This window comes from Methylobacterium sp. FW102-HT35C08 (assembly GCF_058790235.1).
In genome coordinates this window covers 4,887,286-4,911,176 of sequence record NZ_JBYTCL010000002.1, presented here as the reverse complement: position 1 = coordinate 4,911,176, position 23,891 = coordinate 4,887,286, and the positions used below count along the sequence as shown (strand labels likewise).

Genomic DNA, 23,891 nt, shown 5'->3' with positions numbered 1-23,891 from the left:
TCGAAGGAGGATTCCAGGGATCGCCGCGCCATCTGGAGGTCTCCTCCGAGGCCTCCGTTGCGCTCCGGCACCTCAGGATGAGGGTTTGGGGTTGGAGAAGCGCCTCCCGGAGGGGTCCGTTCTCGGGTCGTGTACAGTTGGGCGCAGGATCGGCGTCCGGCAGCGATAGGACAGGCAGGCATGGACGACGCGATCACCGACACGAACGCTCCGGCGACGGACGGGATGGGGCACCGGACGGAGAAGCCCCCGGTCGGGCAGGCCGACGTCGCCGCCGGGCTTGCCGAGGTGCGGGCGGCGATCGCCCGGGCCGCCGAGGATTCGGAGCGCGATCCGGCCGAGGTCCAGCTGGTGGCCATCTCCAAGACCGTGCCGGCCGACGGCATCCTGCCCGCCCTCAAGGCCGGGCAGCGGGTGTTCGGCGAGAACTACGTCCAGGAATCCACGGCGAAATGGCCGGACCTGCGCGCCCGCTTCCCGGATGTGGAGCTGCACCTCGTCGGGCCGCTACAGTCGAACAAGGCCCGGGAGGCGGTGGCGCTGTTCGACGTGATCCACTCCCTCGACCGGCTGTCGCTCGCGGCGGCGCTCGCCAAGGAGATCGACCGGTCCGGCCGGACCCCGAAGCTGCTGATCCAGGTCAATACCGGCGCCGAGCCTCAGAAGGGCGGCGTCCTGCCGGACCAGCTCGACACCCTGCTGTCCGAATGCCGCGAGACCCACGGGCTCGCGATCCAGGGGCTGATGTGCATCCCCCCCGCGGAGGATCCGCCCTCGGCCCATTTCGCCCAGCTGGCCCGGCTAGCGAAGGCGCACAACCTGCCGATCCTGTCCATGGGCATGAGCGCCGACTTCCCGGCGGCGATCCAGCTCGGCGCCACCCATGTCCGGGTCGGGACCGCGATCTTCGGGGCGCGGCGACCGAAAGGGTAGCGGCACCCGACGGGTTCCAAGGGCCGAACCGAAACGGCCCGGTCGATGTCACGGTCGGTCAGGACACGTTACGGAGCGGCGTTCGCTTCACCGGCGCCACGGCCAGGATGACCAGGGCCATCAGGATTCCGAGCGGGAGGACGACACAGCCGAAGGCGAGATGCGCGATCCCGAAGGCTCCGCACAGCGCGCCTGCGGCAAAGGCCGCGATGGCCGGCAGTACGCGCAGAAACCGCCGGCGGGTCTGATCGCGATCTTCGGCCCGCCGCAGGACCAAGTCCGTCGCGTCGATGACGGCTTGGCTCACGCTCACCGTCATCACCGTCGTGGGCGCGAGATGGCCGAGGGAGAGGCGGCCGATGGCATTCTGCAGGCCCATGGCGGCGACCGCCAACATGCCGACGGCGATGGCCGGTGCGCCGTCCGCCGCCCCCAACGGCGCCGCCAGCGTGCCGCACAGACCGAAGCCCGCGAGCAGGCCCAGTTCGACGGCGAGCAGCCAGGGCAACGGCGCGCGTCCCTGCCGCTCCAGCAGCAGCGCCAGAACCCGCGCGCCCGCCACTGCCCCGACGAAGACGGGCAGCGCCAGGAGCTTGGCCAGCACGCCGCTCGAGCTTGCGACCAGCTCGGCGCCGATCAGGACGAAGTTTCCGGTGACGTGGGCCGTGAACAGGCCGGTCAGCGCGATGAAGGCCGCCGCGTCGACGAAGCCGGCGACGAAGGCGAGGGCAGCCCCGGTGGCCGCGCCGCAACCCGTGCTCTGTAAGCGCACGCGACGCACCCCGAAATCAGTCGGCGCCCGCAGGTTCGGTCGCGGCGACCGGCGTCTGCGGATTGGCGTAGTAATCCGGCCAGCGCGCGCAGAGATACAGGGCCGCACCCATCACGATGATGACCGCCAGGAGGAAGACGAGTGCCTCGGTGACCTGCTGCGCCCACTTCCCGAGCGTCGGGATCGCGACCAAGCCGCCGACGAAAAGCGTTGTCATGAGCACGGGTGCGGACATGGACGAGGCTCGGCGGCTGGGCCCTGCAACGGGCTCGGCCCGGACCTTAAGCCGGCCCGCGCCGCAGCGTGACCGATATCGGTTATCATGAATCATGATGGGCCCTCCGAACATCGCACTGCTCCGCTCCTTCCTGGCCGTCGTCGAGAGCAGCAGCTTCACGGGCGCGGCGCAGTCGCTGGGGCTGCGGCAATCCACGGTCAGCGGGCATATCGCGCGGCTGGAACAGGCTCTCGGCCGCTCCCTGCTGATGCGGGATACCCATCGGGTCGCCCCGACGCCGGATGGCCAGGCCCTGATCGGCTTCGCGCACGACGTCGTGCAGGCGCAGGACCGGCTGTGCGCTTTCTTCTCGCCGAGCGGCCTGCGCGGCCGCATCCGGCTCGGTGTCTCGGAGGACTACACCCTCGCGACCCTGGGCCGTGTCCTCGCACGCTTCGCCGATCGTCACGATGCGGTGGATCTGCAGATCACGGTCGGGCTGAGCCGGGCGCTCTATCAAAGCTACGATGCCGGCGACTTGGACGTGATCTTCTGCAAGCGCCGGCGCGGCGATCCGCGCGGCACGATGGCCTGGACGGAGGAGCTGATCTGGACGGGACGGCCCGGCTTCGTTCCGGATCCGGGGCAGCCCTTGCCCTTGGTGCTCTATCCCCCACCCTCGATGACCCGCACGCTGGCGCTCGATGCCCTTGAGGCGGCGGGTCGATCCTGGCGGATTGCCTGCACCAGCGGCAGCCTGATGGGGCTGCGCGCCGCCGTCGAGGCCGGCCTGGGCATCGCGCCACACTCGGCCAAGGTCCTGCCGCCAGGGCTGGCCGCGATCCCCGACTCGGCGGGCCTGCCCGCACTCGGAGAGGTCGAATTCGTCGTGCTCGGCCCGGGCCGCCATCACCATCTGGCCACGGCGCTGCAGGAGGCGATCCTGGCGAGCACGGTCGAGCTTCAGGGCGCCGGTCCGTCCTGAACGGCGCGCAGGCCCCGAGCCGTCTGCGCGGTCAGACTTATCGCGCTCAGCGTCGCGCTGCCGCCGAGCCGGGCTCAGCCGATCCGCAGATGCGTCCGCGGCCCGAGGCGCCGGAGCAGCCGCAGCAGGTCGGCCCGGGCGAGGGCGACGCAGCCCTCCGTGGGGCGGTAGCCGTCGCGGGCGATGTGCAGGAAGATCGCCGAGCCCCGCCCCTTCCGGATCGGGGCGCGGTTGTAATCGAGGTCGATCACCACGTCGTAGAGCCCGTCGCCCCGCCACATCGATTCGGCGCTGACCCCCGGCGCCGGCAGGCGGATCGGCCGGTTGTAGCGGCGGTCCCGCCGGTCGTCGCACCAGCCGTCCTCGGGCCGGGTCGCCCGGAGCGGCAGCGCCGTGCGCGGGCGGACCCCGAGATGATCGGGCCGGTAGGCGCCGCCCCGCAGGCGGAAGCGGCCCCGCGGCGAGCCGCCGTCGCCCTCGCGCTTGGCGATGACGATTCCCCCGGCCCCGAGGGCGCAGGGAATCACCGTCGGACCAACCAGGAGCTGGCCCCGCCGCCGGTCCCCGACCGTCGCCCGCACGCGGATCTCGCCCAGGCTCAGGCGGACCGAGCCGGGCTCCTCATTTCGTCCTCGACGCACGGCTACCCCCTCTTAGCCTGGTCCACCGAAGCGGAACGGCGGGTCTCAGGTCCGGGATTCGCAGTTTGAATCCGGTGAACAATTGCGCACAAGGCAGTTTCCGGCCACAAACGTTGCCCTATCCTTGGCCGGAAACCGGGCGGCCGATCCGGGATTGGGAGCGAAGCCGCCACGCCTGGCGCGGCCGACGCCCTCGAATCACGGCGCGCGCCGCCCGGCACGGACAATGATGCGGAAACAATACCCTCGGCAAAATCGCGACGCGCGATCCTGCTGAGACCATCAGTCATCGCACGCTGCGCCCGGAAGGCGGCCCTTCCCTTCCGCAGCCTGCTCTGGGACCCGGACGATGCCGAATGCCTACCGCCTGCTGATCTGCGACGACGACGCGATCCTGCGCGACACCCTCACCGAGCAGCTCGACCTCTGCGAGGATTTCTCGGTGATCACCGAGGCGAACGCCGCGGACGCGATCCGGCGGGTGGCCGCGGAGCGCATCGACCTCGCGGTGATGGATGTCGGCCTGCCCGATCTCGACGGGCGCGAGGCCGTGCGCCGGATGCGGGCGGCCGGATACCGCGGCCCGGTGATCATGCTCACCGCCCAGGATTCGGAGGCGGATCACGTCGAGGGGCTTGAGGCCGGCGCCAACGACTACGTGACCAAGCCGTTCAAGTTCGGCATCCTGCTGGCCCGCATCCGCGCGCACCTGCGCAGCCACGAGGCCTCCGAGGATGCGGTCTTCCAGATCGGTCCCTACACGTTCCGGCCGGGGGCCAAGCTGCTGGTCGGCGAGCGCGGCTCGAAGCTCAAGCTCACCGAGAAGGAGACCGCGATCCTGCGCTTCCTCTACCGGGCGGGCCGGGCGGTGGTGAACCGCGACACGCTGCTGGCCGAGGTCTGGGGCTACAACGCGCACGTCACCACCCACACGCTGGAGACGCATATCTACCGGCTGCGCCAGAAGATCGAGCCCAACCCTGCCACCGCCGCGATCCTCGTGACGGAGGGCGGTGGATACAAGTTGCTGCCCTGACGAAATGAAGTTTTCCGTGTAGGCGATCCGAATAGGTTCGCGTGCGCGCAGGGTGGTGAGGCGTTCTTGGGGCTCGACGACGACATCGCGATCCTCGCAGCCGCGCCGCTGTTCGGCTTCCTCGACCGGGATGCCCTGCGCCTGCTGACCTTCGCGGCCGAGCGGCGCGAACTCACGGATGGCGACCTGCTGTTCTCCCGCGGCGACCCGGCCGATGGCGGCTTCGTGGTGATGTCGGGCACGATCCGGCTCGAGCCGCGGGGCGCGGGGGCCGAGCCGGTCCGGGCCGGGCGCGCGGCGCTGATCGGGCAGCTCGCCCTGTTCGTGCGCGGCACGCGCCCGACCGAGGCCCGGGCCGAGGGCACCGCCGAGGTCATGCGCATCACCCCGACCCTGATGCGCCGCGTGCTGGAGGAATTCCCCGGCGCCGCCCAGGCCGTCTACGACACCCTCGCGGACGACCTCGCCGGTCTGGTGGCCGATCTCGATCAGGTGCGCGCGCTGCTCGCGGCGATCGACGGCATCGCTCCGGGTGAGAGCCCGGGTGAGAGCCCAGGTGACAGCCCCGGTGACCGCTTGTAAGCACGGGCTCCCGCCGCAAGAGTTCTGACCCGTCCATGTCCCAGGCCGGCAAGCCCCATTCCGATCTCGCCCAGACCATCGAAGCCGCCTGGGAGGACCGCGCCAACATCTCGACCGCCACCCGGGGCGCGGTGCGCGAGGCGGTCGAGGCGGCCCTGGACCTGCTCGATTCCGGCAAGGCCCGCGTCGCCGAGAAGAGCGGCAACCAGGATTGGGTCGTCAATCAGTGGCTGAAGAAGGCGGTGCTGCTCTCCTTCCGCCTCAACGACATGGCGGCGATCGAGGGCGGCCCCGGCGGCGCGCCCTGGTGGGACAAGGTCGCCTCCAAGTTCGCCGGCTGGGGCGAGGCCGAGTTCCGCGCCGCGGGCCTGCGCGCCGTGCCAGGCTGCTTCGTCCGCCGCGGCTCCTACATCGCGCCGGGCGCCGTGCTGATGCCGAGCTTCGTCAATCTCGGCGCCCATGTCGGCGAGGGCACGATGGTCGACACCTGGGTGACGATCGGCTCCTGCGCGCAGGTCGGCAAGAACTGCCACATCTCGGGCGGCGCCGGCATCGCGGGCGTGCTGGAGCCGCTCCAGGCCAACCCGGTGATCATCGAGGACGATTGCTTCATCGGCGCCCGCGCCGAGGTGGCGGAGGGCGTGATCGTCGGCCAGGGTAGCGTCCTGTCGATGGGCGTCTATATCGGCGCCTCGACCAAGATCGTGGACCGGACCACCGGCGAGGTCATGTACGGCCGCGTGCCGCCCTACTCGGTCGTCGTCTCGGGCACGATGCCCGGCAAGGCGCTGCCGGACGGCTCGCCCGGCCCGGGCCTGTACTGCGCGGTGATCGTGAAGCGCGTCGATGCCGGCACCCGCTCGAAGACCGCGATCAACGAGCTGCTCCGCACCTGATTCTTCTGGGACTCGAGGGCGGCCCGATGGAGACGCAGGCGCTGAGCCTCACGGTGGCGGGCCGGCCGGTGCCGACGCCCTGCGACGTGATCGGCCAGGGGCAGGACGCGCTCCTGCTCCCGGCCCTCTCGACCATCTCGGCGCGGGCCGAGATGCGCGACCTCGCCCGCGCACTGGAGACCGGGTATCGCTGCCGCATCCCCGACTGGCCGGGCTTCGGCGCCCGGCCGCGGGACCGGGTGCCGCTGGCCCCGGAGACGTTCCACGCCTTCCTGGACGCGCTGATCGAAGCCGCGCCCGGCCCCTACGCGCTCGGCGTCGCGGCCGGCCATGCCGCCGGCTACCTCGTGGCGGTGGCGCGGCGCCATCCCGGCACCTTCGCCCGGCTGGTCCTGGTGGCGGCGACCTGGCGGGGGCCGCTGCCCACCGCGATGCCGGGCCGCGCGCACTGGTTCCCGCGCATCCGCCGGGCCGTGGAGGCCCCGATCCTCGGCGAGGCGCTCTACCGGATCAACATCAGCCCGCCGATCATCGGCCGGATGATGCGCGCCCATGTCTACGCCGACGCGGCCCGCGTCACACCGGCCGTGGTCCGCGACAAGCACGCGATCACCCGCCAGCGCAACGGCCGGTTCGGCACCGCGGCCTTCGTCACCGGCGGCCTCGACCCTGTGGCCAGCCGCGCGGCCTTCCTCGACCTGTTCGACGCGGCCCTGCCGCCGATCCTGGTGCTGCGGCCCGAGGGCGCCCCGCGCCGCTCGGGGGCCGAGATGGACGCCCTGATCGCCGGCGGCCGGGTGACGGGCGCGGTGATCCCCGGCGCGCTGAGCCCGCACGAGGAGCATCCGGAGGCCGTGGCGGCCGCGATCCGGGCGGGCTGACGTCCCTCAGCGCAGGGCGCGACGGGCCCCATCTGGACAGGATCGCCCGCCTGTGCAGGGACTGAGCGGACCGGTTGAGCCGTTCGTCCGGCAGCGGGACTGGCCCGCAGGTTTCCATCCGATAGAGCCCCGGATCCGATGCTGCGCACCCCGTCCCGTCTCGCTCCGTCCGTCCTCCCCGCTCTCCTCGCCGTTCTCCTCGCCGCGGCGGTTCCGGCGCTGGCCGAGGACATGCCCCGCCCTGCCCCGCTGGGCGTGGCGCCGTCGCTCGGCTCCGACACGCTCAAGCCCGGCAAGCCGGCGGCGAAACCCTATCTCGCCGACACGGCGCTGCCCGACGCCCTCAAGATCCTGCCGGCGCCGCCGGCCCACGACGCGCCCCTCGACAAGGCCGACCGGGCGGCCTTCAGCAGCACCCGCGCCCTCAAGGGCAGCCCGCGCTGGGAGATCGCCAGCAACGATGTTGCCGAGGGCGCCGCTGCGGTGCTGGAGAACTTCGCCTGCGTGCTCGGCACCCGGATCGACCAGACCCGGGTGCCGGCGGTGATCAACCTGCTGGAGCGGGCCCGCCTCGACCTCGCCCGGGCCACCCGCGGTCCCAAGGTGCATTACCGCCGGCTGCGGCCCTTCGTGGGCAACGAGGCCCCGATCTGCGTCCAGCGCAGCCAAGCGCTGGCCGACAGCTTCAGCTATCCCTCCGGCCACGCGACGCAGGGCTGGGCCTACGCGCTGATCCTGGCGGCCCTGGTGCCCGAGAAGGCGACCCCGATCCTGGTCCGCGGCCGGGCCTACGGCGAGAGCCGGATCGTCTGCGGCGTCCACTGGCTCAGCGACGTGGTCGCGGGGCGCCTGACCGGCACCACGGTCTTCGCGGCCCTGATGGGCGACCCGACCTTCCGGGCCGACCTGGAGAAGGCCCGCGCCGAGTTGCGCGCCGCCCTCGCCGGGGCCGGGACCGCGCCCGATCAGGCGACCTGCACCCGGGAGGCCGACGCCCTGCGGGAGCCGCCGCTGGAGTTCTGAGATCGGGCGGCGCAGATGAAGCGGCGCGCCCCCGGAGATCTCGGCGGGGCGCCGACAGCTCTTTTGCGCGTGGGGGATCCGACCGCGGGTCGGATGCAGGTCCGGCTCTGAACAGCGCGCCAGGCTGGAACGGTTATAGATTTTAGGTCTTCTAACTGTGTGATTTTCAACACGAATCTGCCTTGCCCGATCATCCTTGAGCAGCCCATCGTGAGCGCGCGATCGCCGGTCACCGGTGCCGGTTCGGGCTTCGAGGGTTTATGCGTTCGGTCCGCCTCACGGTTCTGCTCGCCTCGACGACGCTCGCCGGCTCCGCCCTCGCCCAGGAGGCGAAGGTGCAGCTCAACGAGATCTCCGTGGAGGCCGCAGGCCCCGCCCCGGCCGCCGCGGCCGTCTCCGGCGCGGGCGGCAATGTCAGCGGCGGCGACGGCAACAGTTCGGCCACCAGCGGGGGCGGTGGCGGGCCCTCGGGGGTCACCGGCTACGTCGCCCGGGTCAGCCCCACCGCCACCAAGACCAACACCGCGCTGATCGACACCCCGCAATCGGTCTCGGTCGTCACCCGCGAGCAGCTCAACGACCGCAACGTCCAGAGCGTCAACGAGGCTCTGGCCTACACGCCCGGCGTGTCGAGCAACGTGTTCGGCTTCGACCCGCGCTTCGACGCCTTCTACATTCGCGGCTTCGCCGCGACGAACAACGGCGTCTTTCGCGACGGCCTGCGCCAGCCCGGCGTCGGGCAGGCAGTGGCCCGGATCGAGCCCTACGGCACCGAGGCGCTGACCATCCTGCGCGGACCATCCTCCGGCCTCTACGGGTTGGGCTCACCGGGCGGCATCGTCGACATCACTTCGAAGCGGCCGGTCTTCGTGCCCTTCGGCGAGGTCTGGTTCCAGGGCGGCAACTTCGATCGCACCCAGGGCAATTTCGACATCGGCAGCCCGATCGAGGGCTCGGACGGCACCCTCGCCTTCCGGCTGACCGGCGCGTTCCGCGAGGCGAACACGTTCCTGCCGAGCGGCACCGACAACCGCTTCACCATCGCGCCGGCGCTGACCTGGAAGCCCTCGGCCGACACCACCTTCACGCTGCTCACCGAGTTCCAGCACTCCAAGGCGCCCGGCACCTCGGCCTTCTACACCGCGCCGGGCTTCGTCATCACCCGCCTCTACCAGGGCGACGCGGCCTTCAACGCCCTGAACCAGGATTCCTACCGCATCGGCTACGCCTTCGAGCACCGGTTCTCGGACGACCTGATCTTTCGCCAGAACTTCCGCTACCAGAACATCGACAGCCATCTCGCCTACACGCAGATCGACAGCGTCACCGGCCTCTCGGCCCAGCGCGAGAATGGGCTGATCCACGACCGGCTCGGCTACGTGGCGGTCGACAACCAGCTCGAGGCGCATCTCATCACCGGCCCGGTGAGCCACACCCTGCTCGCCGGCGTCGATTACCTCCAATACGATTACCGGCGCGATGCCGGCTTCGGCCTGATCCCGGACCTCAACCTCGCGGGCGTCAGCGACTTCTCGACCTTCCGCTACCGCACCTTCGTGCCCCGCCCGGCCCTCGCCTCGGCCTCCGAGCAGTCGCAGGACCAGATCGGCCTCTACATCCAGGAGCAGGCGAAGTTCGACCGCTTCGTCCTGACGCTGACCGGCCGCCAGGATTTCGTCAGCCAGTCCACCCGCGCCGGCACGCCCGGCAGCCTCGGCGCGGCGCGGAGCCAGGACGATTCCGCCTTCACGGGCCGCGCCGGCCTCAACTACCTGCTGGCGCCGGGGCTGGTGCCCTACGCGAGCTACGCCACGACCTTCACGCCGCAGCTCGGCGTCGACATCAACGGCCGCCCGTTCAAGCCCGCCACCGGTGATCAGATCGAGGCCGGCGTGAAGTACGCCATCCCGGACACCAACATCACCGGAAGTTTTGCCGGCTTCGATATCGTGCAGTCGAGCGTCCTGCAGACCGATCCGACCAACGTCGCCAATCAGGTCGCCTCCGGGTCGGTCCAGTCCAAGGGCTTCGAGGCGGAGCTGACCGCCAATTTCGCGCGTGGGACGAACCTGACTGTCGCCTACACGCATCTCGACCTGCGCTATCGCAACGCGACCTTCCCGGGCACGACCCAGTCGATCAGCGGCAACGCCGTTTCGGGCATCCCGGGCGACACCTTCGCGGCCTTCGGGACCTATCAATTCCCGCCCGCCTCGCCGCTGCGCGGCCTGCAGATCGGCGGTGGCATCCGCTACACGAGCACGAGCTTCGCCGACGACCTCAACACCGTGCGCAACCCGACGGTGACGCAGTTCGACGCCCTGGTGGCCTACGATTTCGCCGCGCTGGACCCGAAGTACAAAGGCTTCCGGGCGCAGATCAACGCGTTCAACATCTTCGACCGCGACTACTACACGTGCCAATCCGGCTTCTGCTACCGCGGCGCCCCCGCCACGGTGATCGGCAGCCTGATCTACCGCTGGTAGTGAAGGGCCGGTCAGTCTGTGCCGGCTCCGAGGTGGGCCGCAGCTTCGAACCGTTTCACATTTTAAACGTTCTAAGTGTGTGATCTAGAACACGTTTCCGGCTTGATCAACAAACCGTGAACGGGTGAAGAGGACCCCAAGTGCCGATTAACGGCGCGAATACAGGGTCTTCGATGTTCACGCGTTCTGCCTCCCTCGGTCTGCTCCTCGCCTCCACGGCCCTCGTCGGGCCCCACATGGTCAGTCGCGCCGCGGCCCAGCCCGCCGATGTCCAGCTCAACGAACTCTCGGTCGAGGCTGCCGGCCAAGTCGTGACCGGTCCGGCGGTCTCCGGGGCGGGCGGCAATGTCAGCGGCGGCGACGGCGGCAACAGCTCGGCCACCAGCGGGGGCGGGGGCGGCCCCTCCGGCGTCACCGGCTACGTCGCCCGGATCAGCCCGACCGCCACCAAGACCAACACACCGCTGATCGAGACCCCACAATCCGTCTCGGTGGTCACCCGCGAGCAGCTCAACGACCGCAACGTCCAGAGCTTCAGCGACGCCCTCGCCTACGTGCCGGGCGCCACCATCAACGTCTCGGGCTTCGACCCCCGCTTCGATCAGGTCTTCATCCGCGGCTTCGACGTGCTCTCCAACCAGGGCACCTACCGGGACGGCCTGCGCCAGATCGGCAGCGGCTTCATCTTCCCGCGGATCGAGCCCTATGGGCTGGAGGCCGTGACAGTCCTGCGCGGGCCGGCCTCAGGCCTCTACGGCCTCGGCTCACCGGGCGGCATCCTCGACGCCACCTCGAAGCGCCCGGTCTTCGCGCCCTTCGGCGAGGTCTGGTTTCAGTCCGGCAGCTTCGACCGCTTCCAGGGCAATTTCGACCTCGGCGGCCCGGTGGAGGGCTCGGACGGCACCATGGCCTACCGGCTGACCGGCGTGCGCCGGGAAGCCGGCACCTTCATCGGCCGCGGCACCAACGACGACCAGCTCAACATCGCCCCGGCCTTCACGTGGAAGCCCTCGGCCGACACCACCCTCACCTTCCTGAGCGAATTCCAGGTCCGGAACACGCCGGCCACCGTGTTCTACTACAACGATCCCGGCTTCCGGGTGACCAAATATTACAGCGGCGACCCGCGCTTCGCCGGGCTCGACCAGACGCAGTACCGGATCGGCTACGCCTTTGAGCACCGGTTCTCGGACGACCTGATCTTCCGCCAGAACTTCCGGCACTACGGGATCTTCCTCAGCGCCAAATACACCAGCATCGATTCCATCAACGAAGCGCGCACGCTGGGCTCCCGCTCGACCGGCTATATCCGCGAGGGGCTGGTTCAGCAGACGCTGGACAACCAGCTCGAGGCGCACCTCGTCACCGGCCCGGTCTCCCACACCCTGGTAGCGGGCGTGGACTACGCCCATTACGGCCTGAGCAACCGCTTCGGCGGCGGCCCCGCCCCCGACCTCAACCTCATCACCCAGAATTACGGCCGGCAATTCATCTCGACGCCGACGCTGGCGAGCCCGACGCGGCAGGCCCAGGACCAGATCGGCGTCTATCTGCAGGATCAGGCCCGGTTCGGCGACTTCATCCTGACGCTGAACGGGCGGCACGACTGGATCTTCCAGGACAACCGCACGACGCCGGTCAGCGCGGTCACCCGCCAGGACGACACCGCCTTCACCGGCCGCGTCGGCCTCGGCTACGTGCTGGCGCCCGGTCTCGTGCCCTACGCGAGCTACGCCACGACCTTCACGCCCCAGGTCGGCACGGATGCCCGCGGCCAGGCCTTCAAGCCGGCGAGCGGCGACCAGATCGAGGCCGGCGTGAAGTACCTGATCCCCGGCACCAACATCCAGACCGCGTTCGCGGGCTTCGACATCGAGCAGTCGAGCATCCTGCGCACCGACCCGACCAACATCGCCTTCCAGGCCGCGACCGGCTCGGTGCGCTCCCGCGGCTTCGAGGCCGAGGCGACCGCCAACCTCGCGCCGGGCACGAACCTGACCATCGCCTACACGCACCTCGATTTCCGCTTCCTGAGTCAGACCTCGTTCGGGGGCGCCAACCAGGACGGGAACCGCGTCTCCGGCATCCCGAGCGACACCTACGCGTCGTTCCTCACCTACGCGTTCCCGACCTACTCGGCCTTCCGGGGCCTGACGATCGGCGGCGGCATCCGCTACATCGGCACCAGCTTCGCCGACGACGACAACACGGTGCGCAACCCCACCGTGACGCTCTACGACGCGCTGGTCGCGTACGATTTCGCCGCGATCGACCCGAAGTATCAAGGCCTGCGCGCGCAGATCAACGCCTACAACATCTTCGACCGGACCTATAACACCTGCGCGTTCGGAAACTGCTTCCGAGGCGCCCCGGCCACCGTCATCGGCAGCCTGATCTACCGCTGGTGAGATCCCGCGGGGGCGGGCGCCGGCATGGCTGGCCCCCGCCCCCGGCACTGGAGATCGGCGCGGAATCCGTCCTAAGGCCGGAGCATCGTCCTCCGCCCCGGGCCCGCCATGCTCTCGACCCTCCTGGTCGTGCTGCCGATCTTCGCGCTGATCTTCGCCGGCTGGCTGGCCCGGCGGATCGGCGTGCTCGGCGCCGCCGCCACCACCGAGCTCAACCGATTCGTGGTCTTCCTGGCGCTGCCGGCGCTGCTGTTCGACGTCACCGCCCACGCTCATTGGAGCGCCATCTGGAAGCCCGGCTTCATCGGCGCCTTCGGCCTCAGCAGCCTCGCGATCTTCGCGCTCACGGTGCTGATCCGGCGGGGGGAGGGACGTCCACTCGCCGATGCTGCTCTGGACGGGCTCAACGCCGGCTACGCCAATACCGGCTTCATGGGCTTCCCCCTGGCGCTCGTGGCCTTCGGTCCCGAGGCGCTGGCCCCCACCACGGTGGCGACGATCCTCACCGTCTGCGCCGTGTTCGCGGTGGCGATCGTGCTGATCGAGACCGGGCTGCGGCGCGAGGCGGCCGCGGCCGGGCAGGGCGGCGCCCGCGGCCCGGTCTGGCGCACGGTCGGCGGTTCGCTGCTGCGCAACCCGCTCCTAGTGGCGCCGGCACTGGGGGCCCTGGTGCCGAGCCTCGGGCTCGCTCTGCCGACGCCCGTGGAGACTTTCCTGAAGCTCCTCGGCGGCGCGGCCTCGCCCTGCGCCCTGGTGGCGCTCGGCCTGTTCCTGGCCCAGAAGCGCGGGCGGCAGAGCGGGCAGGGGCGGGTGGCGGGGCTCCTCGTCGGGCTGAAGCTCGCCGCCCATCCGCTGCTGGCCTACGGGCTCGGCCGCTACCTGTTCGACCTGCCGCCGCTCCTGCTGCACGTGGCGGTGCTGATGGCGGCGCTGCCCACCGGGACCGGACCGTTCATGCTGGCGGAGTTCTACCGGCGCGAGGCCGACCTGACCGCCACGGTGGTGCTGGTCTCGACGGTGCTGGCGGTGCTGACGGTCTCGGGCTACCTGGCGACGCTCTGAAACGTGGCCGATACCTGGCGACCACGCTCTTGCCGCAGAGGAATCGTAACGCTTCGGGCCTAGCGTCATGGCGCGGGCCTCTGTGTCCGCGCTAGAACGATCCGGCGAAGCGGGGCGGAACGGCGGCTGATGGTGAGGTCTGGGGTATCGATTGCGGGTCGGGTCGGCCGTCTCGCCTGCGTGGCCGGCCTGGCGCTGAACCTCTCGGCCTGCTTTCGCCCGCTCTACGGGCCGACGGCCTCCGGCGAGACCGTCCAGGCGCTGCTCGCCTCCGTGCAGGTCGACGACGTGGTGATGGCCCAGGGCCAGGAGCGGCTCGGGCATTACCTGCGCAGCGAGCTGGTCTTCGACCTCGACGGGTCGGGCCAGCCCTCGGCCAAGCGCTACCGGCTGAAGCTTTCGGGCTCCGAGATCGTCCAGACCCCGATCGTCTCCTCGACGACCGGCCGCGCCGAGGCCGGCACCCTGGTGGCCAACATCAAGTACAGCCTCGAGGACATGACGGGTGCCAAGGTCTACACCGAGGGCGTGGCGACCTCGACCGCGACCTACGACCGGTCGGTCCAGCGCTTTGCCAGCCAGCGGGCGGCGCGCGACGCCGAGATCCGCCTCGCCAGCGTGCTCTCCGACCAGATCAAGAGCCGCCTCGCGGCTGTGCTCTCGACCAAGCCGTAAGCCGCGGTGACCGCGGTCAAGGCCGGTGAGATCGAGGGGCTGATCCGGCGTGGGCCCGACCCGCGCATCCCGGTGATCCTCGTCTACGGACCCGACACGGGTCTCGTCACCGAGCGCGCCCGCAAGCTCGCCGAGGATTTCGTCACCGACCCGGCCGACCCTTTCGCCCTGGTGCGGATCGACGGCGACGCCCTCGCCTCCGATCCGGGCCGGCTCTGCGACGAGGCCGGCACGATGGGCCTGTTCGGCGGCCGCCGGGCGATCTGGGTCCGGCCCGGCACCCGCAACTACGCGCCCGCGGTCGAGGCGGTGCTGGGCGCCACGGTCGCCGACGCCCGGATCGTCGTGGAGGCCGGCGACCTCGCCAAGAACAACCCGTTGCGCACCCTGTGCGAGCGCTCGGCCAAGGCTCTGGCAATTCCCTGCTACGCCGACGACGAGCGCACCCTCTCGGACCTGATCGAGCGCACCCTCCAAGAGCGCGGCCTGCGCATCGACCGCGCCGCCCGCGAGGTCCTGGCCCGGAGCCTCGGCGGCGACCGCCGGGCCAGCCTGATGGAGATCGAGAAGCTCGCGCTCTACGCGGCCGGTGCGGGGACCGTGACCCTCGACCATGTCGAGGCCGTCACCAGCGACGTCGCCGCCAGCGTGCTCAACACCCTGATCGACGCGGCCTTCGACGGCCGCCGCGACGCGGTGGAGCGCGATTACCGGCGCTTCCGGCACGAGGGTCTCGATCCCGGCGTGGTCCTGGGCTCGGCGCTGCGGCACGCCCTGACGCTGCTCACCACCCGCCTCGACAACCCCGACAAGACGCCCGCCCTGATGGTGGCGACGTGGCGCGGCCTGCATTTCAAGCGCAAGGCCAGCATCGAGGGCCAGCTCGGCGCCTGGCCGCCCGGTACCCTGCGGCAGGCGGTGGCAGCCCTTCAGGCGGCCGTCCTGGCCTGCCGGCGGGCCGAGCCGGAACTGGCCCACGCCCTGGCCTCAGCGGCCCTGCTGCGCGTCGCCGAGGCCGGAGCGCGGCGTCGGCGGTAGGGCAGGGCGCGGGAGCGACCCGCCGGGGCGTTGCGGCGGTCGCGCGCCCGGCAGAACGCCCGCTCGACCCACTCTGCTCCAAGACCCGACCTCATCCCGAGGTGCCGGAGCGCAGCGGAGGCCTCGAAGGAGGGCTCCAGCCACGCGATCCCTGGAGCCTTCTTCGAGGCCCGCTGACGCGGGCACCGCAGGATGAGGGGCAGGTTGGGATCGAGCCCGGCGCCCCGGAGCAAGCCGGCTTGGCCTCAGCCGTCCGACACCCGGAAGCGGTTGAGCAGCCCCTGTAGCTCGTCCTGGGTCTCGTAGCGGATGCGGATCTCGCCGGAGGACTCGTCCTTCGGGCGGTACGAGACCGGGACGCCCAGCGCCCGGTGGATTCGCAATTCGAGGTCGCGCACCGGGGCGGCGCGCTCCGCGGACAGGCGCGGGCGGCCGGGCCGGGGCGCCTCGTTCGGCTGGGCCTCGGCGGCCGCGATGGCCTCCACGTCCCGGACCGACAGGCCCTCCGCCACGACCCGGCGGGCCAGGGCCTCCGGATCCCGGACCGCGAGCAGCGCCCGGGCATGGCCGGCGGTCAGCTCGCCCTCGACGACGCGCTCCTGCACGGCGGCCGGCAGGTTGAGCAGGCGCAGGGTGTTGGCGAGGTGGCTGCGGCTCTTGCCGAGGATCTCGGCCAGCTCCTTCTGCGTGTACGAGAAGTCCTGCATCAGGCGCTCGTAGCCCGACGCCTCCTCGATCGGGTTGAGGTCGCTGCGCTGGACATTCTCCAGGATGGCGAATTCCAGCGAGGCGCGGTCGTCGATCTCGACGACCACCACCGGCACCTCGTCGAGCCCGGCCCGCTGGGCCGCCCGCCAGCGCCGCTCGCCGGCGACGATCTCGAACGTGCCGGGCACGTCACCGATCGGCCGCGCCACGATCGGCTGGATGATGCCGCGCTGACCGATCGAGGTCGCCAGCTCGGACAGCTCCGTCTCGCTGAAGCTCCGGCGCGGGTTGCGCGGGTTCGGCCGCAGGAACTCCACCGGGACCCTGCGCTGCGCGTCCACCTTCGCGGCAGCGGCCTGTCCCGTGTCGCCGAAATCACCGATCAGCGCCGCGAGGCCGCGCCCCAGTCGGGGTCTTGCCCCCTCCTCCGCCATGATCGCCACCCGTGTCACGCTCCACACATACCCCCCGGATCGGCGAGGGGCTCATCGGCGCCGTTCCGACCTCGTCGGGTACGGCTCCTGGTTCGATGCGCCCTCCGGAGCCAGCCGGCATCCGGTCCGCGGGGCGCTCGCGCAGTCCGATCAGGCCGCGGCCGGGACCCGGCCCTCGCGCTGGATCACCTCCGAGGCCAGGCGCAGATAGGCCTGGCTGCCGGCGCATTTCAGGTCGTACAGCAGGGCCGGCTTGCCGTGCGAGGGCGCCTCGGAGATGCGGACGTTGCGGGGGATCACAGTCTCGTAGACCTTGTCGCCCATGAAGCCGCGCACATCCGCCACGACCTGGGCAGAGAGGTTGTTGCGCGGGTCGAACATCGTCAGCACGATGCCCTGGATCGTCAGCTTCGGATTGAGGGCGCCGCGCACCTGCTCGACCGTCCGCAGCAGCTGGCTCAGACCCTCCAGGGCGAAGAACTCGCATTGCAGCGGCACCAGCACGGCATCGGCCGCCGCCAGCGCGTTGATTGTCAGCAGGTTCAGAGAGGGCGGGCAGTCGATCAGCACGTAGCTGATCTTCGACAGGCTCGGCGCCTGGGTCAGGCTCTTGAGCATCGAGCGCAGCCGGTGCGCCCGGTCGGGCAGGGTGGCCAGCTCCAGCTCGAGCCCGAGGAGATCCATGGTCGAGGGCGCGATCGACAGCCGCGGCACGGCGGTCGGCACCACCGCCTGCGCCAGCGAGGCCTCGCCAGCCATCACCTCGTAGGTCGAGACCCGCCGCTTGGCGCGGTCGATCCCGAGCCCCGTGGAGGCGTTGCCCTGCGGATCGAGGTCGATCACCAGCACGTCCTCGCCGATCGCCGCCAGCGCGGTGCCGAGGTTGATCGCCGTGGTGGTCTTGCCGACGCCGCCCTTCTGGTTGGCGAGCGCCAGAACGCGCAGAGGGCGTCGCATGGATGAATCCATGGACCGGTCGGCGGACTCGCCGAGGATCGGTTCGCTCATCGGTGGCTCGGGGCGGCGAGGGCAGTGACGCGCACGATCCGGGCAGCGGAATCGGTCCGGCTCGGCACGAGGTCGTTAACGACTGTCCACTGCGCGGACGCCTGGGTCAATTCGGCTTGTACATCCCGGCCCTTCGGAAACAGACCGGTGGTGCCCGTTTTCAACAGCGGCGCCGTCCAGGTGAGGAGCTGCGTCAGGGGTGCGAGGGCCCGGGCGCAGACGACCTCGATGCCCTGATACGCGTCGATCACCGCCTCGATGCGGGCGTTGCGCACCCTGACCGGTGCGCCGGTGAGGCGGGCCGTCTCGGTGAGGAAGGCGCATTTGCGCGCGTTGCTCTCCACGAGGTCCACCTGGATCCCGCGCTCGGTTCCGGCAATGGCCAGGATCAGCCCCGGGATACCGGCCCCGGAGCCGAGATCGAGCCAAGTCCGGGCCTCCGGGGCGAGGTCGAGGAGCTGCAGCGCATCGTCGATATGCCGGCGCCAGACCTCGTCCAGGGTGGCGGGGCCAACGAGGTTCTTGATCGGCTGCCAGCGGCGGAGCTGGGCGACGTAGAGGTCGAGCCGCTCGGCTGTTTCACGTGAAACACGGGAGCCGGCGAGGACACGGGCGCGGTCGGGATCGGTCATGCCGACAGACGATTCGCGTTCTCCCGCGCGCCGCGCCGGGCATGGGCGGCGAGCAGCGTCAGCGCGGCCGGGGTCACGCCTTCGATGCGCGCGGCCTGCCCGAGGGTCCCGGGGCGCACCGCCTCGAGCTTCACCCGCATCTCGTTGGAGAGACCGCTGATCGCCGCGTAGTCCAGCCCGGCCGGCAGGCGTACGGCCTCGTCCCGGCGGAAGGCCGCGATGTCGGCATTCTGACGATCGAGATAGACCGCATAGGTCGCGTCGGTCTTGAGCCGGTCGGCGATCCGCGGCGCGACCGCGGCGAGGTCGGGCCAGATTTCCGCCAGATCGGGCCATGCGATTTCCGGATAGGCGAGCAGCTGGAAGCCCGTCCGGCGGATGCCGTCGCGGTTCAAGCTGATCCCGTGGGCCGCTGCCTGGCTCGGCGTCAGGCTGACCGCGTCGAGCCGCGCCCGGGCCGCGTCGAGTTCCTGCTGCGACGCCGCGAAATGCGCCGCCCGGTGGCGGCCGACGCAGCCCAGGGCCTCCCCGCGCGGGGTCAGCCGGGCATCGGCGTTGTCCACCCGCAGGGACAGCCGGTACTCGGAGCGCGACGTGAACATCCGGTACGGCTCGCTGACCCCGTGGGTCACCAAGTCGTCGATCATCACGCCGAGGTAGGATTCGGCCCGGTCGAAGCCCGCGATGTCGAGGCCGCCGGCGGATCGGGCGGCGTTGAGGCCGGCCACCAGCCCCTGGCCGGCCGCCTCCTCGTAGCCGGTGGTGCCGTTGATCTGGCCGGCCAGGAACAGCCCCGGCAGGCGCTTCACCTGCAAGCCCGTGTCGAGCTCGCGCGGGTCGACGTAATCGTACTCGATGGCGTAGCCCGGCCGGAGGATCGCGGCCCGCTCCAGCCCCGGGATCGCCCGGATGATCGCCTGCTGCACCTCTTCCGGAAGGGCCGTCGAGATGCCATTCGGGTAGATGGTCGGGTCGTCGAGCCCCTCGGGCTCCAGGAAGATCTGGTGCCCTTCGCGGTCGCCGAAGCGCACCACCTTGTCCTCGATGGACGGGCAGTAGCGCGGCCCGCGGCTGGCGATGCCGCCGGAATACATCGGCGACCGGTGCAGGTTGGCGCGGATCAGGTCGTGGACGGCTTGGCTCGTCCGGGTGATGCCGCACCGGATCTGCGGATTGGTGATCCGCTCGGTCAGCGTCGAGAACGGCACCGGCTCGGCATCGGCCTCCTGCATCTCCAGAGCGGCCCAGTCGATGGTCCGGCCGTCGAGGCGCGGCGGCGTCCCGGTCTTCAGGCGCCCGAGGCGCAGGCCGAGGCGGTCCAGCGTCCGCGCGAGCCCGACCGCCGGCGCCTCGCCGACGCGGCCCGCCGGGATCTGCCGCTCGCCGATATGGATCAGGCCGCGCAGGAAGGTGCCGGTGGTCAGCACCACGGCGGCGCAGGCGAGGGTACGGCCGTCGGCCAGGACGAGACCGGCGATGCGGCCGCCGGTGTCGAGGACGAGATCCTCGCAGGCCCCCGCGATCACCGTCAGGCCGGCTGTCTCGGCGATGGCCGCCTGCATGGCGGCCGCGTAGAGCTTCCGGTCGGCCTGGGTCCGGGGGCCGCGCACCGCCGGTCCCTTGCGGCGGTTGAGCAGGCGGAACTGGATGCCGGCGGCGTCCGCGACGCGGCCCATCAGCCCGTCCAGGGCATCGACCTCGCGCACGAGGTGGCCCTTGCCGAGACCGCCGATGGCGGGATTGCACGACATCGCCCCGATCGTCGCCGGGTCGTGGGTGACCAGGGCGGTGCGCGCGCCGCAGCGCGCCGCGGCGGCGGCGGCCTCGACGCCGGCATGGCCGCCGCCGACGATCGCGACGTCGAACCGGTCGGGTGAGGGGGTGGGCATCGGGTGACGCGCGGCCTTTCGCTGAAGTCCCGCCGCATCGTCCGCACGGGGGAGGGGCCCCAGGTCGGGCCGGTCAGGCCGGTCTAAGCGCGCGCGGACGCGGCGGTCAACGCGTCGCGCCGTCCGCCCGCCGCGGCCCGCCCGGTCGGGCCGGGGTCGCGCGGACCGGCAATACGGCAGTACAGTATTCCGAGCCTGCGCGCCGCCCGCCTCTGTCCCGCGACGATGCTATACTTCGAGCTGGCCGGTGAGGACTGTCCCGGCCGCCCTTGCCAGGTGGTCCCGGCCATGCAAGTCTTGGCCATCACGGAATCCTGAACGGACAACGGCGTCCGTCAGGCCCACGCGGGGGATTGTTTCGCTGCGTCGCGGAGCGACGCGCGGTGAGGAGAGATCGAGATGTCGTCGCTGACGATCGGCCTGGGTGCCGTCTGTTGCGCGGCCGGCGCCGCCGCCCATTTCCTCGACAGCACAAAGCGCAAGGAAGGCCTGTTTGGCCTCGCGGGTTTCGCCCTGCTGCTGACCGGGATGTTCCTGACCCGCTCCTGAGACCCACAGCAGCCGGAGACCCAGCCTCGGGCCGCTGCCGGAGCCGGCTCAGCCGGTCATCGCGGTGGCCGTGTAGCCCGCCTTGGTCAGGGCTTCGGCGACCACCAGGGCCTGCGCGTCGGTGCGGATCGCCACCTGCCCTGTCGCGCGGTCGACCTGAACCTCGGCCGCGGGATCGAGGCGCTGGACCGTTCGGGTCACTGCCGCGGCGCAGCCGTCGCAGGTCATGCCCTCGACCCGCATCAGCAGATCCGTGTGCGTCGCGTCCATCGCGTCCTCCGAGAAGCCAGGCCCCGGGATGTCGGGACCGGATCCGCCCCGCGCAAGGCGGGCGGCTCAGAACAGGGCCGGCATCCGGAACGCGTAATCGATCCGCAGGCCGAACTGATACTGATTCGGGTTGCCGAAGGGACGGCGCACCAGCGGGCTGTCGCCGGACACGCCCAGGATCCGGGTGTAGCCGGCATAGGCCGTGTAGGCCCAGGTCTCGTTCGGCGTGTAGGTCAGGGCGCCGAGGGCGCCCGCCGAGTAGAAGCTGTCCGGATCGTAGGGGGTGACGCGGCCGTTGAGGGCCGCCTCGGTCGGGGACACGCCGAAATACTTCCGGGCGAAGCTGGCATCGCCGATGTTGAAGCGCGGCCCGATCGAGAACAGGAGGTTGTCGACCGGTATCAGATAGTCGGCCGCCACCGAGCCGACCGTACCGTGATGTCCGTAGATGCCCTGCCGGATCTCGGCGCGGGTGCGGATGAACGAGACCGGGTAGAATTCCGCGAACACCCCCGGCTCGACCGCGAAGCGCGCGTCGCGGAAGCCGAACAGGTGGCGCCGGTCGTCGCCGTAGTAGCGGCCCGGCACGAAGCGGGCGGTCGGCCCGATCCGGAAGGTCTCGCTGTCGTAGAGGGACAGGCTGAAACCGTCGTCGGGCGCCGAGAAGCGGCGCGGCTCCCCGACCCGGCGGATGTCAATCGAGGGATAACCCACCGCCGTGTAGTCGCTCGCGCCAGGATAGCGCGGCACGGCCTGGATCGAGCCGCTCACCGTCACGATCCAAGTGCTGGGATCGACCATCGCGAAGGTCGGCGTGGCACGCGGCAGCACCGCGCCGAGATCGGCGGCGCGCGACGCCGTCGGAACGCTGGCGGCGACGAGCGCGGCGGCGCCGAGCACGGCGCGGATTCGAGAGGGACGGAGGGAGACTGACGTCATGGCCACGCTTTATGGCGCCTTTTCATCCGCTCCGCATTCGCAAGCCGCGCAACCCTCCCCGGAACGCCTCGTAATCGGGTCGGCCGTGACGATTCCGCAACGTTCCAGCGGGCGCGGGCGTCACACCACCCGGAATTCACACCCTGCGCGCCGCAGCAGGACGCACACGGCCTTGCCGCCCCGGCCGCGCGGCGCCAAAGATTCGGCGAGCGGTTCTCGCCCGGCGGGGTTTCGCGCGGGATCTCCCCCGGCGACCGGTGCGTGACCCTGGCGGGTGTTGAGACGATGGTCCCGGTCCTCGGCCGGTACGCGGGGCTGTTGACGGTCGGCCTTCTCGGGCTCGTCGTGTTCGGGCCGCTCGCCGTGTTCCTGCCGCTCTGGAGTGCCCTGACGCTCGGTGTCCTGTCCGCCGGGGTCGCGGGCCTCGCCCTGACCCGCATCGCGGTCCTGAAGGCGCGCTGCGAGAAGTTGTCCGGCGAGGTCGACCTGCTGTCCCGCCGCCTGCTCAAGGTCGAGACGGCCGCCGCGGCCGCGCAGCCGCAACCCGAAGCAGCCGAGGCGGCGCTCCGGGCGCAGATCGAGGAGCTCACCGTCGAGTTCGGGCTCCTGAGCGGGATCGTCCGGGACCTCACCGGAGTGGTGACCGCGCAGGATGCCGAGATCGCCCGCCTCAACGCCCGGCCGGTCGCGGCGCCGGATTTGCGGTCCGAAATCCGGGCCGAGATCCGGGCCGAGCTGGCCGCGCCCGCACCGGAGTCGCTCCTCCCATCCCGGCCACAAGCCGCCGCGCCCGAGGCGCCGCCCGTCGCGGCCACCCGGCCGGTCCTGCCGGCCTCGCCCGCGGCGCGACCAATCCCGCCCTTGCCGCTTCCGCCGCGACCGATCCCGCCCCGACCGGCCCGGGAGCCCGAGGAAGAGGCCGAGATCATCCGAGCCTTCGAGGGGGAGGGGCTGGAGATCCATCTCCAGCCGGTTGTCACCCTGCCTCAGCGCAAGGTCGTGGCCTACGAGGCGCTGGCCCGGCTGCGGGTCGGCGGCGTGTCGACCGAGCCCGAAACCTTCCTGCCGGTGCTGGAGCGCCACGGGCGCACCACCGAGCTCGACCGCCGCATGCTGCAGCGGGCCGCCATCGTGACCCGCCACCTCGCCCGGCGGGGCAGCGAGACCATGTTGACCTACGGCCTGTCGCCGCTGTCGCTGTTCGAGCCCGGCCTGATGCGCGAGCTGGCCCGCATGGCGGCGGACGATCCCGCCCTGGCGGGCCTGGTGATCGGCCTGCCGCAGGCGAGCTGGCGCGGCCTCGATGCCGGCCAGCGGGGCCTGCTGGCGCCCCTGCGCGGCCGGATCGGCTTCGGCATCGACCGCCCGGACGACCTCCGCTTCGACGCGGCGGAGCTGGCCGCGCTCGGCATCGGCCAGGTCAAGGTCCCGGCGGAGATGCTGCTGCGCCCGGCCTCCGAGCGGGACCGCCTCGCCGACATCGCCGTCGAGGATACCGCGCCGGCCCTCGCGCGCGCCGGCATCCGGCTGGTCGCCACGGAGATCGGCGACGAGGCGGATGTGCCCGATCTGATCGACCTCGACGTGCCGTTCGCGCAGGGCTCGGCCTTCGCGACGCCCCGGCCCGTCCGCGCCGAAGTCCTGGCGACGCCCTCCGACGGCCCCGTGCCGCCCCCCGAGCCGGAACCGGAGCGGCGCTCCTTCCGGTCGGTCCTGCGCCGCGCCGTCTGATCCGGTTTCTGGCGGCAGGCGTCGGGTGCGTTGCCCCCTCCGTCATCGCGCGCGCAGCGAAGCGACCCGGGCAGCGAAACTCCTCCGGAGGTCGCG

At 71.3% G+C, this 23,891-nt stretch carries 23 protein-coding genes; 14 read left to right on the top strand and 9 right to left on the bottom strand.

All coding sequences use genetic code 11. The features are described from left to right. Positions 1-225 precede the first annotated feature (225 nt). Complete coding sequence (locus AC3WSN_RS23230; protein WP_492543224.1) at positions 226-933, top strand: YggS family pyridoxal phosphate-dependent enzyme; 708 nt, start codon at positions 226-228, stop codon at positions 931-933. Between the two features lie 58 nt (positions 934-991). Here the strand turns inward: AC3WSN_RS23230 and AC3WSN_RS23225 are convergent, their stop codons facing one another. Both AC3WSN_RS23225 and AC3WSN_RS23220 read right to left on the bottom strand, forming a co-directional pair. Beyond that, the gene (locus AC3WSN_RS23225; protein ID WP_492541169.1) at positions 992-1,705 is read right to left on the bottom strand and encodes a YoaK family protein; all 714 of its coding nucleotides are present in this window, start codon (positions 1,703-1,705) and stop codon (positions 992-994) included. Between the two features lie 16 nt (positions 1,706-1,721). Continuing rightward, positions 1,722-1,940, bottom strand: coding sequence for a hypothetical protein (locus tag AC3WSN_RS23220; RefSeq protein ID WP_492541167.1), 219 nt, complete (start codon positions 1,938-1,940; stop codon positions 1,722-1,724). A gap of 94 nt (positions 1,941-2,034) precedes the next feature. Here AC3WSN_RS23220 and AC3WSN_RS23215 point away from each other — a divergent pair, with 94 nt between their 5' ends. Then, positions 2,035-2,907, top strand: coding sequence for a LysR substrate-binding domain-containing protein (locus tag AC3WSN_RS23215; RefSeq protein ID WP_192710398.1), 873 nt, complete (start codon positions 2,035-2,037; stop codon positions 2,905-2,907). 74 nt (positions 2,908-2,981) lie between these two features. Here AC3WSN_RS23215 and AC3WSN_RS23210 read toward each other — a convergent pair whose 3' ends face one another. After that, complete coding sequence (locus tag AC3WSN_RS23210; protein WP_192710399.1) at positions 2,982-3,548, bottom strand: L,D-transpeptidase family protein; 567 nt, start codon at positions 3,546-3,548, stop codon at positions 2,982-2,984. Positions 3,549-3,897: 349 nt separating this feature from the next. Here AC3WSN_RS23210 and AC3WSN_RS23205 point away from each other — a divergent pair, with 349 nt between their 5' ends. The 10 genes from AC3WSN_RS23205 to holA all read left to right on the top strand — a co-directional run bounded on the left by AC3WSN_RS23205 (position 3,898) and on the right by holA (position 15,635). Beyond that, on the top strand, positions 3,898-4,584 hold the full coding sequence (locus AC3WSN_RS23205; RefSeq protein WP_192710400.1) for a response regulator transcription factor: 687 nt from the start codon (positions 3,898-3,900) through the stop codon (positions 4,582-4,584). Between the two features lie 66 nt (positions 4,585-4,650). Further along, the gene (locus AC3WSN_RS23200; protein ID WP_492541164.1) at positions 4,651-5,166 is read left to right on the top strand and encodes a cyclic nucleotide-binding domain-containing protein; all 516 of its coding nucleotides are present in this window, start codon (positions 4,651-4,653) and stop codon (positions 5,164-5,166) included. Between the two features lie 35 nt (positions 5,167-5,201). Next, complete coding sequence (gene dapD / locus AC3WSN_RS23195; RefSeq protein WP_192710402.1) at positions 5,202-6,062, top strand: 2,3,4,5-tetrahydropyridine-2,6-dicarboxylate N-succinyltransferase; 861 nt, start codon at positions 5,202-5,204, stop codon at positions 6,060-6,062. A gap of 26 nt (positions 6,063-6,088) precedes the next feature. Continuing rightward, positions 6,089-6,943 (top strand): alpha/beta fold hydrolase, encoded by an 855-nt coding sequence (locus AC3WSN_RS23190; protein WP_492541161.1) that lies wholly within the window; start codon positions 6,089-6,091, stop codon positions 6,941-6,943. Between the two features lie 138 nt (positions 6,944-7,081). Beyond that, positions 7,082-7,966, top strand: a complete 885-nt coding sequence (locus tag AC3WSN_RS23185) for an acid phosphatase (protein WP_492541160.1) — start codon at positions 7,082-7,084, stop codon at positions 7,964-7,966. Positions 7,967-8,226: 260 nt separating this feature from the next. Next, complete coding sequence (locus AC3WSN_RS23180) at positions 8,227-10,452, top strand: TonB-dependent siderophore receptor (RefSeq protein ID WP_492541158.1); 2,226 nt, start codon at positions 8,227-8,229, stop codon at positions 10,450-10,452. 173 nt (positions 10,453-10,625) lie between these two features. Then, positions 10,626-12,860 carry a TonB-dependent siderophore receptor gene (locus AC3WSN_RS23175; RefSeq protein ID WP_492541156.1) on the top strand — a complete coding sequence of 745 codons (2,235 nt, stop codon included), beginning with the start codon at positions 10,626-10,628 and terminating at the stop codon, positions 12,858-12,860. A gap of 108 nt (positions 12,861-12,968) precedes the next feature. Then, a complete protein-coding gene (locus AC3WSN_RS23170) occupies positions 12,969-13,922 on the top strand; it encodes an AEC family transporter (protein WP_492541154.1) in 954 nt (317 codons plus the stop codon). A gap of 129 nt (positions 13,923-14,051) precedes the next feature. Beyond that, positions 14,052-14,597 (top strand): LPS assembly lipoprotein LptE, encoded by a 546-nt coding sequence (locus AC3WSN_RS23165; protein WP_192710408.1) that lies wholly within the window; start codon positions 14,052-14,054, stop codon positions 14,595-14,597. A 6-nt stretch (positions 14,598-14,603) separates the two neighbouring features. Further along, positions 14,604-15,635, top strand: a complete 1,032-nt coding sequence (gene holA, locus AC3WSN_RS23160) for a DNA polymerase III subunit delta (RefSeq protein WP_492541152.1) — start codon at positions 14,604-14,606, stop codon at positions 15,633-15,635. A gap of 245 nt (positions 15,636-15,880) precedes the next feature. Here the strand turns inward: holA and AC3WSN_RS23155 are convergent, their stop codons facing one another. From AC3WSN_RS23155 to mnmG, 4 genes are all read right to left on the bottom strand, one after another. Continuing rightward, positions 15,881-16,777, bottom strand: coding sequence for a ParB/RepB/Spo0J family partition protein (locus AC3WSN_RS23155; RefSeq protein ID WP_238196029.1), 897 nt, complete (start codon positions 16,775-16,777; stop codon positions 15,881-15,883). A gap of 150 nt (positions 16,778-16,927) precedes the next feature. After that, positions 16,928-17,785 (bottom strand): ParA family protein, encoded by an 858-nt coding sequence (locus tag AC3WSN_RS23150; RefSeq protein WP_373622158.1) that lies wholly within the window; start codon positions 17,783-17,785, stop codon positions 16,928-16,930. Then, complete coding sequence (gene rsmG / locus AC3WSN_RS23145) at positions 17,782-18,417, bottom strand: 16S rRNA (guanine(527)-N(7))-methyltransferase RsmG (RefSeq protein ID WP_192710411.1); 636 nt, start codon at positions 18,415-18,417, stop codon at positions 17,782-17,784. The genes AC3WSN_RS23150 and rsmG overlap by 4 nt, the downstream gene beginning before the upstream one ends. Next, entirely contained in the window at positions 18,414-20,306 is a 1,893-nt protein-coding gene (gene mnmG / locus AC3WSN_RS23140) for a tRNA uridine-5-carboxymethylaminomethyl(34) synthesis enzyme MnmG (protein ID WP_192710412.1), read from the bottom strand. The genes rsmG and mnmG overlap by 4 nt, the downstream gene beginning before the upstream one ends. A 399-nt stretch (positions 20,307-20,705) precedes the next feature. On the opposite strand from mnmG, the gene AC3WSN_RS23135 reads away from it, so the two are divergent. Beyond that, positions 20,706-20,855, top strand: coding sequence for a hypothetical protein (locus AC3WSN_RS23135; protein WP_192710413.1), 150 nt, complete (start codon positions 20,706-20,708; stop codon positions 20,853-20,855). Positions 20,856-20,903: 48 nt separating this feature from the next. On the opposite strand, the gene AC3WSN_RS23130 is transcribed toward AC3WSN_RS23135, so the two are convergent. After that, on the bottom strand, positions 20,904-21,125 hold the full coding sequence (locus AC3WSN_RS23130) for a heavy-metal-associated domain-containing protein (RefSeq protein WP_238195994.1): 222 nt from the start codon (positions 21,123-21,125) through the stop codon (positions 20,904-20,906). Positions 21,126-21,191: 66 nt separating this feature from the next. Then, the gene (locus AC3WSN_RS23125) at positions 21,192-22,070 is read right to left on the bottom strand and encodes a MipA/OmpV family protein (protein WP_492541149.1); all 879 of its coding nucleotides are present in this window, start codon (positions 22,068-22,070) and stop codon (positions 21,192-21,194) included. Positions 22,071-22,349: 279 nt separating this feature from the next. Between AC3WSN_RS23125 and AC3WSN_RS23120 the strand changes: the two genes are divergently transcribed. After that, positions 22,350-23,795, top strand: a complete 1,446-nt coding sequence (locus tag AC3WSN_RS23120) for an EAL domain-containing protein (protein WP_492543222.1) — start codon at positions 22,350-22,352, stop codon at positions 23,793-23,795. The last annotated feature ends 96 nt before the right edge of the window (positions 23,796-23,891 follow it).